Consider the following 15,245-nt stretch of genomic DNA (forward strand, 5'->3'; position numbering starts at 1 on the left):
GGTTCATGTCCGTTCAGTCGGGCTCTTCCGTCGTGGAAATTCGCTCGGGTTGTTCGACTTTATCGTCGCGATAACGCTCGATCGCCGTCACAGCGTTCTGCGCGCTGGTCGGGGGGATAGCCGTATCGTAAACCGGATTAGGATCGATCACCTGGGCGGCCATGGTGCGGCGATTGGCTTCGCCCCAGCTCTCGTCTGCCATGAAATCGGTGCCGCTGCCTGTGGCGCAGGCGGCAGTCGCCAGACAGGTTCCTGCGAGTATCGCTGTGCGGAGATGCTTAGAGTTCATAGTCATCTGCAGTCTCCTGCGCTGTGGTTTCGGTACCCTGCTGCGTGTTCGCCGGCGTATCGCCTGCAATCGGAGGCAGCTCCCGTGTACGGTGTGCATTTCCGTTGAGCAGGACGTCTGCTTGGATCGGATCCCTGACCCGATCGGTAGGCAATTGAACCTGTTCCGGACGGATTGGCGCTACCAGGCGCGGCGTCACGATGATAAGCAGTTCGGTCTCGCCCTTCTGGAAGCTGGTCGACCGGAAGAGCGATCCGATGATCGGGAGGGACCCGAGCAACGGAATCTGGCTGACCGTGGTCTGGAAATCGCGCTGCAGGAGGCCTGCGATTGCGAAGCTTTCACCATCGCGCAGTTCCAGAACCGTACTGGCCCTGCGTGTCTGGAGGCCCGGAATGCGAATTCCGTTGAGCTGGATCGACGCATTCTCGTCGATGGAGCTGACTTCCGGCTCGACGACCAGATTGATTACCCGGTTCGACAAAACGGTTGGAGTGAAGCCGAGGCTCACGCCGAACGACTTGAATTCGACCGTGATCGCCGATTGGGCGTCACCGTTTCCGCCGCCGCCGTTCTGCACGACGGGGATCGGGAATTCACCGCCCGCCAGGAAAGATGCGCGCTGACCGGAGAGTGCGACCAGCGTCGGTTCTGCGAGGGTTTTGGCAAGGCCCTTGTCTTCAAGTGCGTCGATGGCAACGTCTACGTCGAGGCCAAGCAGGTCGGTGAACGCGCGTGTTACGACCCCGAACGATCCCGTGATCTCGTCCACTTCGAGAACGCCGTTACCGAAAATTCCGGTCGGAGCTTCACCCGGTCTCAATCCGGAGCCCGGTCCGGTGACGCCGTTGAAGCGGCCGCCTGTGCTGTTGAAGAAAGAGCGGACGCCGAGCTCCTTGCCGATTGTGCGCGACACTTCCGCAAAGCGCACTTCCAGCATGACCTGCTGGCTTCCGCCGAGCGTCATGAGGTTCACGACATTGCCGGTGCCGGCGTAGGCCGTGGCCAGCTGCACCGCGCGGTCGGCCACGCCGGCATCGCTGACGGTACCCGAAAGCACGATCGCATCGGCTGACATGCGGGCATCGACCATCTCGCCGGGCATCAGGTCGGACATCTGTTCGCGCAGGCTGAGTACGTCCGGGCCTATCGCAATGTCCATCACCGCGATCACCTGGTTTGACCGGTCATACAGTGTCAGTGACGTGGTGCCGATTTGCTTGCCCAGCACATAGACCGAACGATCCGACACCGGGAGAATGTCTGCAATCTCCTCGTTGCCGATCATTGCGCGGTCGATGGGAACGTCCGCGGTGACGACCTGGCTCTTGTTGACGGGGATTTCTACCGTGCCCGCGTGCATCGAGCCGCCGCCATAGGATGCCTGCGCCATGGCGGTTTGCGGAAGGGCCACTGCGGAAAGCGCAGTGGTCAGGGCGAGTGCCGAAAGGGCTGCTTGCTTAATTCCCACGAAGCGTCTCCACGGAATAGGTTTCTGCCTCGGTGCCGCGCACCACGCTCATGGTGGGTCCGCGCGGACGGGCCGGGGCACTTGCCTGACGCGGCGCAGTGTTACTGCCGCGCGCCGGAGGTGAATAGGACGGAGCCGCCATTGCCGGAGCGGGGGCCGCACCACCCGTGCGGCGATAGACATAGCGTCCTCCCCCTCCCAAATCGTTAGCAACTACGGTTTCCGTAGCACCAACTTCCTGGTTTTCGACATTGCGCAGCGCTAGGCTGAGCACGCCGATTTCGCGGGCGAGGGCCAGTTTCTGTGCGCCGTAGATATCTGTCTGGAGGGTGGCGGTCTTGGAAACGACCGGCTCGGTATTGTTTTCATCGGCCACCTGGTCGACGCCGAGCACGAGGACGTTTTCGAGCGCTACGGTCGTCATCTTGTCGGACTGCTGGGCGCCTTCGCCGGGGATCTGGCGGGTGAGGATCACGTCGACCACGTCGCCCGGACGGACAAAGCCGCCGACACCGGCGACATCGTTGATCGGGATCGACACGGCGCGCATGTCTTCTGGAAGAATGGATGCCAGGGTCGCGCGGCCATCATTGCCGCTGACCTTGGAGGCGAGAACGGGCTCGCCCGGGACGATGGGGCGCAGCGCAACGCGGCCGCCCATCATGGCTGTATCGAGCGAGGTGAAGGCACCTTGCGGAACTGAGTCCGAAGGCCAGTTCACCAGGCGAATATTGGTACTGGTCAGGGGTTGACCGAAAGCGACGGGCTGGGCCGCCACTACGATGCGGGCGAGTTGCTGTTCCTGCGCCACCTGTTCCTGTTGTTCTTCCAGTCCGGAAAAATAGGAATTGGCCAGATAGACAGCGATCAGGCCGAGAAATACGGCCGCGCCGATGATTAGCAGATTCCTGCCTTGCATCACTTAACCCCCCTTCAAGAATGAAAAAGCCCCGGTGAGTAGATCACCGGGGCCTTAACAAGTCACTTAGACCGAGTTGATGTCGGTGGTTGCCTGGTCCATCGCGCCGCCGATTGCGGTGCCAAGTGCGCCAGCAGCGACAACAATGCCGACGCCGACAACAGCAAGGATCAGAGCGTATTCAGCAGCCGAAGCACCGGATTCGTCACGAAGAAAAGCTTTAAACATAGTATTACCCCAAGTCTTGAAGACAGACGCCAGGAGAGACGATCTGTCGATCTACAAAAGAGGACCACCGGCATCTATTTCCGGATTGGTCCGCCCGAGAGGGGGCAACATGTTTGAACCGGCGCGACCTGTTTTTTTCATTAACCGGCTTGCACCAGTTCGTTACACGCTGGCTCTCTCGGAGCACCATTAAGTTCCCTTAAACGCTGCCTGCGGTCAACTTTGCTGCAACGCCAAGATTGTTTCTAGGGTTTTCAGTATATTATTTTAAACAAAAGTAAAGATCGATAGTTAACGGATGGGCGATTTGCGACATTCTTGCCATAGCCAGAGCAATGAAACTCACTGATTCGCCGCGATATTTGTATAAATCCGACAATTACCTGACCGAATCGGCAAGGTAATGATTCGAACTGTCCCTGTTGCACAATGGGTTACCGCCCGGACGCGCCGGATCTTCGACAGGAGCGTGGCGCTGACATCGTGGCTGGGCAATCATCTCAGATTGCTCGCTGCGCTGTGGCTGGTGATCATCCTGCCCATCCTGTCCCTGAAAATCGCAGCATCCCCGGTCCCCCTTTCCAGTGTGCAGGATGTGGCCCAGCTTGCCCTTCCTTATATAGCGGTGGTTCTGGCCCCCATTTTTGGCATCCTGATCGGCCACGCCGCTTTCCTGAATTTGCGCGACCAGCCAGGTTACCGATTTGCATGGGCAGGGAGGTGGCGCGCCATCGGCCGCGCAGAAGCCGAGTCGCATCACCTGTATGGGCCGGTGGGGTTCGTGACCTCGTTGATGGTTGGAATGCTGGTTGGTGTCGCGGTGCGTACCGCCCAGTTCGTCTTCACCGTGCCCGCACTCAACATGAACGCGCCCGACTGGGGCTACACCCTGTTTGTGGCGATGAGCATCCAGCTGGCGGCGGTGAACTTCTTCTACATGGTCTGCTTCATCATGGCGCTGAAGGCCGTGCCGCTATTTCCGCGCATGCTGATCTATGTCTGGGCAGTCGATGTCATTTCCCAGGTCGCGATCGCCAATGCCGTGTCCGATGTGGGCCTTCCTGCACAAGTCGCCGGGCCATTGGCAGTAGTGCTGACCGGAAACATCGAAACGGTCGGCCTGAGCGCAATACTATGGTTACCGTATCTTATGCTTTCGGACCGTGTGAACGTTACTTTCCGTCACCGGGTCGCGGCAACTGCCAACTGATCGCGATTTACCTTTAGTTACGTCCCAAAACCGGACATTCCATAGTTTATCGGAAAATCAGTAGGTTAATGGCGATTTGGAGCCTTTTGGGCCCTAAACACGCCCCTATGCGCAACGGCGCAAGTAGTTAACAACATTGAAAGATTGCCCGCAAACTGTTTCACGTAATGCAACGACTCGTCTCCACCTCGCCTCGATTCGGCGAAGGAAGACGGCAAAAAGTCGGGCCGCGAAATTGCTGGACGGGCATCTGCCCGGTTCTCGCTTGAAAATCTCCGGGGGGTGGATTCCCGTAGGATTTCTGGCTCGCACCTAGTCTCGCACTTTCGCGTCCTGGAGGGGAATTAGCTCTTCCGCCCGGCTGTAAGAAGGACCGAGATGATGGATAGTTTCGAGCAAAACGGCGACTTTTCCGACACACAGGAAAGCCAGGACACGGATACAGGGCGCACCCGCGCAACCCGTCCGGACGGCGCCGCGCGCGCCGAAATAGTGCTGACGCCGGATGCGAACAATGTCGTCGTCCTGCCCGAAGGCGCTTCCCTCGAAACCCTTACCGCACAAGGCCGCGACCTGGTCCTAGTGCTTGACGATGGCACGCGCGTCATCATCCCCGAAGGCGCGATCATCGTCCCGCAGATCGTATTCGACGGCGTTACCATCCCCGCCGCCAACCTTGCAGCGCTGCTGACCGGCAACGAGCCGCAGCCAGCCGCAGGCGACCCGCAGAGCTCGGGCGGGAATTTCGAAGTCGATCCCGGCAATATCCAGGCCGCTTTCGATATCGGTGACCTGCTTCCCTATACCCAGCTGGCCTTCCCGGAGGACAAGGAACGGGAGGTCATTCCCTACAACGTAGAGAATGATCCCGACATCGTTATCGAAACTCCGGACAATCCGGCAGGTGTGATCAACGCCATTGCCAGAGTGGATGAGGCGGGCCTGCCCGCCCGCAATGTTGACGGCAACGATGAGACACCGGGCACCCGCGACGAAACCAATGCCGAGACAGCTACTGGCACGATCGTGTTCAATGCGCCCGATGGCGTCGCCGCAGTCCTGATCAATGGCGTCGAAATAACGGAAATCGGCCAGGTATTCGTTGGCGATAGCGGTACGCTGACCATTACCAGCATCAACCTCGTCACAGGCGAGATCGGCTTTAGCTACACGCTGTCGGACAACTTGGTCGGAGAGACAGTCGACGGTTCGTTCGTGATGACGGTCGTCGATGTGGACGGCGACAGCGCAACCGCAACCCTCCAGATCATCGTAGTCGACGATGCGCCTATCGCACTCGACGACAGCGATAGCATGGACGCTGGCACCTACGGCCCGATTGCCGGCAACGTCATGACCGGTGAAGGTACCGATAGCGGCGCAGCTGGCGCTGACGAAGAAGGCGCTGACGGAGCTTCGGTTACCGGCGTTTCATTCGGCGGCAGCGACAACGGATCGCTCACCATCGACGGCGATTACGGTACGCTCGTCCTCGAAGCGGATGGCAGCTACACCTACACCCGCTTCCCCGATGCGCCGGGCGGCGTATCGGATGCTTTCGATTATGTCCTGACCGATGCCGACGGCAGCACCTCGAGCGCGACGCTGACGATCACTATCGGCGACAGCACTCCCGAAATCACACTGCTTCCCGAAGGCGAAGCGGCAACGATCGTCGACGAAGAAGGCCTGCCCGCACGCTCTGGCGAATCCGAAGGTTCGGACGCTGGCAGCGACAGCGAAACTTCCACCGGAACGATCAACTTCGTATCGCCCGATGGCGTGGCCAGCGTAACGCTGGACGGCACGGTGATCACTGGCGCAGGTCAGACTATCGTCATCGGCAATGGCACACTGACCGTGACCGCATTCGATGCAGCGGCCGGAACGCTGACCTACAGCTATACGCTCGAAGACAACACCTCTGGCGACGACACCGGCTTTGAAGTCGAACTGGTGGTAACCGACCTCGACGGCGATACCGCAACCGGCACTTTCACCATCGGGGTGATCGACGATGTCCCGACCGCCAACGACGACAGTGCTGCGCAGGGCGGCGAGAACGATCCTGTGACGGTCGATGTCTTCGTCAATGATGTCCAAGGGGCGGATTCTGTTCAGCTCGATGCGATCGCCGCAGTAGACGGCACGCTGAGCGGTGCAGGCAGCCTGGCCTATAATGGCGACGGCACCTTCACCTACACTCCCGCAGCTGGCGAGACCGGCACGGTAACTTTCGACTACCAGATCATGGACGGCGACGGCGATGTATCGACCGCAACCGTGACGATCACCCTGCAGCCCGATTCCACGCCCGAAATCTCGGTCCAAGGCGACAATGACGTCGAGGAATCCGGTCTTGGTGCACGCGATGGCGAACCGGAAGGTTCGAACTCGGCCAGCGATGGCGAGATCGCGGAAGGCACGATCAATATCGCAACCGGCGGCGACACCATCGCCTCGCTGGTTATCGACGGCGTCGATGTAACCGGCGGCGGTTCGGTCACCACCACCAGCGGCGTTTTGACCGTCACCCTTACGGGCGGCGTCTACACCTATACCTATGAACTGACCGACAACACGCTGTCCGATCCGGATAGTGAGAGCTTCTCGCTGACGGTCACCGACAGCGACGGCGATACTGCGTCGACCACGCTGGTCATTGCGATCATCGATGATGCGCCTTCGGCAGAAGACGACGCCAATTCCATCGGCGCTGGCGAATATGGCCCGGTCGGCGGCAACGTGCTTGGCAACGACACGCAAGGTGCCGACGGCGCCAGCGTTACTTCGTACACCGGCGCAGGCGGCTCTGGCGCGGCAGACTCCACGATCCAGGGCCTCTACGGCACCCTGACGATCGCTGCCGACGGCACATACAGCTACACCCGCGATGCGGATACTCCGGGCGGCGTCGAAGACAGCTTCGATTACGTCATCACTGATGGTGACGGCGATACGGCAACCGCGACGCTCGTCATTTCAATTGCTGACAGCCCCGTAACGCTGGATCTGCCTGTGGCAGGAGGCGCCGGTACGCTGGTTGACGAAGCTGGCCTTCCAGCCGGTTCCGAAGCCGCGACCGATGGCGAATTCACCAGCGGAACCTTCACCTATACCGCCCCCGATGGTCCGGCTGTGATCACGCTCGGCGGCGATACCGTGACTGCAGTAGGGCAAACGATCACTGGCAGCTTCGGCACGCTCACGATCACATCGATCGCCGATGGCGCGATTGGCTACACATACGAGCTGACCACCAATACCAGCGGCGACGATACATTCGACGCATTCGCCGTGACCGTGACCGACCAGGATGGGGACACGACTGGCGGCACATTGCAGATCGACATCGTGGACGATGTTCCGACCGCCGTTGCCGACACTGACAGCGTGACCGAAGATGGACCGTTGATCGCAACAGGCAATGTCATCACCGATGCAGAAGCCAACGGCGATAATGGTGCCGATACCGAAGGCGCCGACGGGGCCCTCGTTTCTGCAGTCGGTTTCGGAGCAACCTCTGGCACGGTGGGCGTCGCGCTCGCAGGGGCCTATGGTTCGCTGGTTCTGGAAGATGACGGCACTTACACCTACGAACTCGACAACCAGAACCCGCTTGTTCAGGGCCTGGATTCGACCGAGAGCCTGACCGAAGTCTTCACCTATACGGTCCTTGACGGTGACGGAGATACCAGCACCACCACGCTGACGATCACCATCAACGGCGCGAACGACATCGTGACTATCAATGGTCTCGACCTGAGCGGCCCGGAAGAAATCGTCGACGAAGACGACCTTGCCGACGGCTCTTCGCCAGATGCAGGCGCCCTGGTCCAGGGCGGCACCTTCACGGTCGATAGCCCTGACGGACTGACCAACCTCACTGTAGGCGGAACCGCCGTTTGGGGCGCTGGCCAGACCTATCCGATCACCGTCACTGGCGATTTCGGAACAGTCAGCATCACTGGCGTGACTGTCACGACGGACGCCAATGGCGATGTGGTTTCGGCGACCGTTTCCTACGAATACGAACTGTCGGACAACACGCTCGATCACACGGTTTCGGGCGAAGACAGCCTCGTCGACAGCTTCGAAGTTGTCGCGACGGATACTGACGGTTCGCAAGATACCGCCTCGCTCGACGTTCAGGTCATCGATGATGTTCCGACTGCCAATGATGACGCCGCAGGCCAGGTCAATGAAAACGATCCGATCGTGATCGACGCGCTTGGCAATGACGTATTTGGGGCGGACGGCGTCGACATCACGGATATTGCCAGCGTTGTCGTCGCGACACAGGGTAGCCAGGGTACGGCAACCTATGACCCGGCAACCGGCCTTTTCACCTACGTCCCGGCACCGGGCGCAGGCAGCAACGGCGATCTGACGGACAGCTTCACCTACACCATTACCGACAATGACGGCGACAGTTCGACGGCGACAGTGACCGTCACCCTTCAGCCCGATTCCGAACCGCAAGGCGGCCAGGTCGCGGCTGCCGTTGATGACGACGGCCTTGTTGGCGGCAACCCGGATTCCACGACAGGCGATCTCGACGCCAACGCGAACGACGATCCTGCCGACACCAGCGAAGCAAGCTTCACCGGCCTGCTCGATTTCAGTGTCGGCAATGACGGCCCCGCAGTGATCGGCTTCGATCCGGCACTCGACGGTTCGACAGCAATGGTCGGCACGGAAATGGTGACCTATTCGGTTACCGGCACCACGCTTACCGCCACCGGGCCGCGCGGCGTGCTTTTCACCGTGGAAATCACGGACACGGCGACGGGCGCTTACACGGTAACACTGGTCGATAATGTCCTGCATGCTGACGGCGCTGACGAGAACGATGCGTTCGCTTCGCTCGACTTTACGGTCACCGACAGCGACGGCGATGTCACGACGACCAACCTCGGCATTACCTTCGATGACGATGCGCCTACCGCGACCAACAACACCAATTCGGTCACTGAAGGTGCCACTGTCACCGGCAATATCCTGACCGATGACGATGGTGCAGGCATTGATGCTGGCGGGGCTGACGGTCTTGCAGGCATCATCGGGGTGACAAGCGTTGGTACTAATGACAGCGACAACACTGGGCCGTTCACGGTCTCCTCGGCGCTGGGTACGCTCACCGTGCTGGCAGATGGCAGCTATACCTACCAGAGCTTCGCCAACTCGACCAACTCCGACACCACGGACACCTTCATCTATCAGATCATCGATGCGGACGGCGATATCGCCGAGGCGACGCTGGTGATCGACATCAGCAATGTCGCAGGCCGGGCCGAAGATGACGAAGCGACCGTCAACGAAGCCGGCCTCGACGGGATCGGCAGCGCTGGCGCGACCGACAGCGAAATCGACGCTGACGGCCAGATCACCGTCACCGGTGCAGCAGGTACGCTGACCTATACGCTGACATCCAGCGCGACCGGCACTTACGGCACGCTCACACTCGACAGTGTCACTGGCGAGTACACTTACACGCTGACCGCTCCGGTTGATGGCGACAGCCTTCTTCCTGACCAGGGCGGCGACAACGGCACGAACACTGTCACCGGTGAAGAGGCCTTCACATACGAAGTGCGCGACGATCTGGGCAACCTGATCGACACCGGCACGATCAATGTCGAAATCGTGGACGATGTCCCGAATGCCACCGACCAGACTCTGGTCACCGTCGCCGAAGACGCTGCCGACATTACTGGCAACGTCATGACCGACGGCACGCCCGATACCGAAGGCGCGGACGGAGCAACCGTCACTGCGATTACCGTGGGCGCCCAGACAGTCGTCGTGCCCCAGGACGGTACCGATGCAACACTGGTGACGGCCAACGGCACCTACACCATCGATATGGACGGCAACTGGTCGTTCAATCCCAATCCGGGGCTCGATCAGTCGGGCGGCGCAATCTCCGCCGACTTCACCTATACGCTGACCGATGGAGACGGTGATACCGACACCGCCACGCAGCCGATCAACATCGAAGACGGCACCGATCCTGCTGATCCGGCACCGATCATTCTTAATCTCGATGACCAGAACCTTGCGGACGGAAGCACTCCTGCAGGCCCTGATTTTGATGCTGATACGATCAACTTCGTGCCAGGCTCCGATCCGTTTACTTCGATTGTCTTTGGCGACACCTCTGGCCTTCTCGGCGGGCTTACTTGGGTCCGTGTCGATGACAACACGATCACAGGCTCGGATGGCGGCCGCCTGGTTGTAACGCTCGAGCTCACGGTAAATGGCAATGACGCCACCGTGACCGCGACGCTTGAAGACAACTACCTGGGTCACCCCAATCCCTTGATTGATGACCTAAGCGTCCTTGGCTCAGTCGACGTCGTCGCAACCGATGTTGATGGCGACACTGCAATCGGCGGCGTGCTGGTGCGCGTATCGGATGACAGGCCGACCATTGAGGCCGTGGCCCCAACAGCTGGTTTGATCGAGGTTGATGAAACCAATCTCGGACTTGCCGACAGCGCCAACCTCTCCGGCCTTTTCACTCCCGATTACAATGCAGACGGTGCGGGCAGTGTCGGTGCCTACACCCTGGGCCTGACTGGTTCGGCGACCTCGCTGGTCGACACTGCAACCGGCGAAGACGTAGTCGTGACCATGAACGGTTCGACGATCGAAGGCCGCACGGATGGCACTGGCGATCTGGTATTCACGATCGAAGTGGCCGCCGACGGGACTGTCACGCTCACCCAGCTTCGTGCCGTGGTTCATGCCGATGATACGGATCCGGATGATGTAACCGGCGGATTGGCTGATGATCTCGTCACGCTGACCGCGACTGTCACCGACGGTGACGGCGATACGGACACGGCAACGGCCGATATCGGCGGTGCATTCGCATTCCGCGATGACGGTCCGGCAATCGACGCTACAGTCGTCGACCTCGACACCGTGCTGCTCACGACGCAGGATGCGGACACGGTCGGCGGTAGCGATACCGACGTGTCGACTGCCGACTTCGGCGGTGCCTTCAGCGTTGCCAGCTCAAGCTACGGCGCAGACGGCGAAGGCAGCATTTCGTGGGCTTACGACCTGGTGGTCGATGCAGCGGCTTCGGGCCTCACCAGCGACGGCGTCGATATTTCGCTCAGCCTTGTCGGCGGCGTGGTCGAAGGCCGCGCAGGCGGCACGCTGGTGTTCACCATCGCGGTCGATGCCGGCACCGGCGTAGTCACTCTGACGCAGTTCGAGGAAATCGATCACGATCTTCCCGGCGATGCGACCGATTACGACAACCAGCTGGAAACCCTCGCAACCGGCCTTGTTACGCTGCGCGGTACTGCGACCATCGAAGATGGCGACGGCGATACTGCCAGCGAAACTGTCCTGCTCGACCTTGGCGGCAACATCCGCTTCGCCGATGACGGTCCCGATGTGACGGTGACCGGCGTTGCACCCGCCCTGATCGTTGACGAAACGGATCTCGGCACGGACGCAACCGGCGAGTTTGGCGATGTCTTCACCTTCGATTTCGGTGCAGACGGTCCCGGCTCGGTCGGCGGGGGCGAAAGCTATGACCTGGGTATTTCGGCTAGTGGCGCGGATAGCGGCCTTGTCGATACCGCGACCGGCAATTCGGTCTTCCTGTTCCTCGAAGCTGGCGTAGTCGTCGGCCGCGAAGGCACGGATGCGCTTGATGCCGCAACCGGCGACACGGTCTTCACACTGAGCGTGGATGCTGATGGCACCGTCACGCTCGACCAGCAGCGCGCTGTAGTTCATGCCGATGGCACGGATCCGGACGATGCTACGGGCCTCGGCTCGGCTGGCCTCGTCACGCTGACCGCTACCGCCACCGATGGCGACGGTGATACCCATACTGCAACGATCAATATCGGCGATGCGATCACGTTCGAAGACGATGGTCCGTCCACGGATACGAACCCGACGGTCCTGCTCGACGATGACGCGCTGGGCGGCAACGCCGGCGGCACCGGGGACGACGCCGATGCAGCCAATACCAGCGGTACTCTGGCGCATGATTTCGGCGAAGATGGCGGTTCGATCGCTTTCGAAACGACAGGGGCCCCGGCAGGCTTCCAGTATGTGACTTCCGGCGATGACATCCTGATCCAGCAGGACCAGGGCAGCGGTTTCGTGACCGTGCTCACGGTTACGCTGAACACGGCAACCGGCGCTTATACCGTTACTCAGAACCTGCCGATCCTGCATGCCGATGGTAATGACGAGAATAACGAGAGCTTCTCGCTGACCTACACGGTAACCGATGGTGACACGGATACTGCAACCGGCACGCTGACGATCAATGTCGATGACGATACGCCGATTGCAAACTCGGATACGGACTCGCTAACCGAAGGCGGCACGGCCACCGGCAATGTGCTGGACGGTACGGGTACGACTTCGGGCGCAGCCGGCATCGATCAGCCGGGTGCGGACGGCTTCGGTTCGCCTGCGGTGCTGGGTGTTTCGCACAGCGGCCTGGGCACCAGCGATACGGCAGCTGACGGCGGTGGCAATTACGTCCTGACCGGCGATTTCGGAACGCTCACGATCAACGAAGACGGTAGCTATTCCTACGCGGTTGCTACCGATTCGATCACGCAAAACGAAACCGATACGTTCACCTACACGATCCAGGATGCAGATGGTGACACCACGACTGCGACCCTGACTTTCTCGATCGACAACGTCACACTGGTCGGCGACGACGCAAGCGTGACCGTGTTCGAGGAAGCGCTCGATACGACAATCGATGTGGGCGATGTTGCTGCTGGCAGCGTCACGGGTTCCGACCCTTCGCAGACAACGGAAACTTCGACAGGTCAGGTGAGTGTGGCCGGAGCGACGGGTTACTCCATCGCAGGCGGCACCTCGGCAGGCGGCTTTACCACGATTGCGGGCACTTACGGCACGCTGGTCATCAATGAGACGAGCGGTGAGTTCACCTATACGCTGACCGCACCGTTCACGACCAATCCGGCCGCAAACGATGGCGTCACCACGGCGCTTGAAGCGGAAACCTTTACCTACACCGCGACCGACGCGAACGGGAACACGACAACGGGCGACATCACAGTCGATATCGTTGACGACGTACCTTACGCAGTGGTGCCGGAGGCTGCCGATGACATCGTAAATGGTCCGTCCGCAGTTTCGGGTCCCTACGATCTCGATGTCGATGGCAGCGTGGTCGACAACTACGGTGCCGATGGCGCCGGAACAGTCCGCTTCTCGCCTTCGCTTGACGGCACAGACAGCGGTCTGACTTCCAGCTTCCAGACGATCACCTACGTGCTCGACGATGATCAGACACTGCGCGGCGTGACAACTGGCGGTGACACGATCTTCACGGTCACCCTGAACCCGGCTGACGGAACCTATACGGTCGACATGGACGGTTCGATCGACTCCACGAGCGATATCACGTTCAATCCGCTGACTGCACAGTTCGTTGGCGGGAACGGCAGCTGGACCGGCTTCGTGCCCATCGGCGATAGCGTGATCAATCCGATCGACGACGACAGCCAGGATCTCTTGCTGACGCCGGCAATCAATGGTGCCGATGGCGGCACCATCAACTCCACTGCCAACTCTGGCGGTGTTGGCGGCGGCGCGTCGGTCGGGGGCGGAGAAACATTCCGCGTCGACTTCGTGACCGATCTACGGGGCAATCCTGCAGATTCGACCCAGAACGACTATGCCGGTGCGGCAAACAGGGACCACGTGTTCGACGGTCACTACACCGTGAACGGCGCAACTGCCCTGTTCAAATCGACAAGTGGTTCCACGGTCAATATCGCCGCGTTTGACGATCTGGACGGCAACAATATCGTTGGCGACGGCAATCTCGACACGATCACCGGCGTGGCAATCACCTATCGCGGCGTTGCCTACGAAGGACCCGGCGGTGAATCGCTGATCACCACCAGCGGCACTTACCTGATCAACGGCCGCAGCTTCACCGTCACCTTCAACAATGACGGCACAGTCGATGTCGCCAATCTCGAAGGTGATCCCGGTCAAAGCCAGATCGGCACACAGATCGCAGTGTTCACCGACGACGGTTATAACAGCGTCGAATACACGCACGCTGGAGGCGATACCTTCCAGGTGGGCGGCTTCGGTGCCAGCACGATTACAACCGATCCAGTCACTTGGGATATTCCGGTAGAAGTCGTCGATGGCGACGGGGATGTCTCGACCACAGGCGATATCACGATCACCGCCAGCACTCCGGACGCAAGCCCGGTCACGGTGATGGAAGAGATCGCGATCAAGGACGACCTCCTGGATCTCGTCGTCAACGATAATGACACGGCTGGCAGCTTCGGCTTCCTGCCGGCCGCAGGTACCGGGTCACTTGGTGCAGGCATGATGCGCAGCGAAGTGCGGACTGCCGAGATGGCTACGGTCGCTGCAATGGCGACTGGTTTCGCAATGCCCGAACTATTGGGTGCAGCGGCAATGCAGTTCGAAGCTGCTAACGGTCTGGAAGGCCATGAGACAGTTTTCGAAGTGCAGGCGGCCCCGCTCGATCTGGGACGTGAAATGCCGCAGCTCGACAGCGGAATGGATTTCGCCTCGCCGGTCGGCGGTGACATTGCGGATGCGGGCTTCGAAGCCAACATCCTGTCGAGCGGATCCGTCAGCGACGGCGCTCCGGCGTTCTTCGCCGCGGATCCTGCTGACAGCGGCATCGATTATTCCGCCCTGACCGCTTCCGAATTTGGCGGAGCAGAGCAGCCAGGTGCATTTGGCGGACTTGATGCCTCCTTCGCTGGCGCGAGCGGTGCGATGGAAGCGCTGCTGCTGATGGAAGCTTCGGCTGCCCCTGCGGATATCGCATCCGTCGACAGCAAGCCGACTGTCGCAGAAGCCATCCAGGACATCGCCGCAGAGGCCGGCATCGATGCGCTTGTATCGCACTATGCACCGGGCAACGAATTGGCCGCTGCTTCAAGCGATGGCGTGATGATGCCTGCCCAAGGCCTGCTGGACACTATGCTCCACACCGGCACCGAAATGGGAATGATGGGCGGTTTTACTACGACCGACCAGCTCGACGAAGCCGCAGCGCTTGTCGGCAGTGCAGCGTGATAACCCAGAGAAAAATATGCAACAGGGG

Annotated in this window: 6 protein-coding genes; 2 read left to right on the plus strand and 4 right to left on the minus strand. The window is 60.4% G+C overall.

Going from position 1 to position 15,245, the window contains the following annotated elements; genetic code table 11:
- Positions 1 to 13: 13 nt before the first annotated feature.
- The 4 genes from K3166_RS00695 to K3166_RS00710 form a co-directional block, all read right to left on the minus strand.
- Positions 14 to 295, minus strand: a complete 282-nt coding sequence (locus tag K3166_RS00695; protein WP_221422805.1) for a hypothetical protein — start codon at positions 293 to 295, stop codon at positions 14 to 16.
- On the minus strand, positions 279 to 1,760 hold the full coding sequence (locus K3166_RS00700; protein WP_247714672.1) for a type II and III secretion system protein family protein: 1,482 nt from the start codon (positions 1,758 to 1,760) through the stop codon (positions 279 to 281). Before K3166_RS00700 ends, K3166_RS00695 begins: the two co-directional genes overlap by 17 nt.
- Positions 1,750 to 2,679, minus strand: a complete 930-nt coding sequence (gene cpaB, locus K3166_RS00705; protein WP_221422806.1) for a Flp pilus assembly protein CpaB — start codon at positions 2,677 to 2,679, stop codon at positions 1,750 to 1,752. Before cpaB ends, K3166_RS00700 begins: the two co-directional genes overlap by 11 nt.
- Before the next feature lie 66 nt (positions 2,680 to 2,745).
- Complete coding sequence (locus tag K3166_RS00710; RefSeq protein WP_221422807.1) at positions 2,746 to 2,907, minus strand: Flp family type IVb pilin; 162 nt, start codon at positions 2,905 to 2,907, stop codon at positions 2,746 to 2,748.
- Between the two features lie 403 nt (positions 2,908 to 3,310).
- Here K3166_RS00710 and K3166_RS00715 point away from each other — a divergent pair, with 403 nt between their 5' ends.
- The gene (locus K3166_RS00715; protein ID WP_221422808.1) at positions 3,311 to 4,117 is read left to right on the plus strand and encodes a DUF2569 domain-containing protein; all 807 of its coding nucleotides are present in this window, start codon (positions 3,311 to 3,313) and stop codon (positions 4,115 to 4,117) included.
- 378 nt (positions 4,118 to 4,495) lie between these two features.
- Positions 4,496 to 15,217, plus strand: coding sequence for a beta strand repeat-containing protein (locus K3166_RS00720; protein WP_221422809.1), 10,722 nt, complete (start codon positions 4,496 to 4,498; stop codon positions 15,215 to 15,217).
- The last annotated feature ends 28 nt before the right edge of the window (positions 15,218 to 15,245 follow it).

Origin of the sequence: Qipengyuania psychrotolerans (genome assembly GCF_019711355.1) — a bacterium.
Classification (GTDB): domain Bacteria; phylum Pseudomonadota; class Alphaproteobacteria; order Sphingomonadales; family Sphingomonadaceae; genus Qipengyuania; species Qipengyuania psychrotolerans.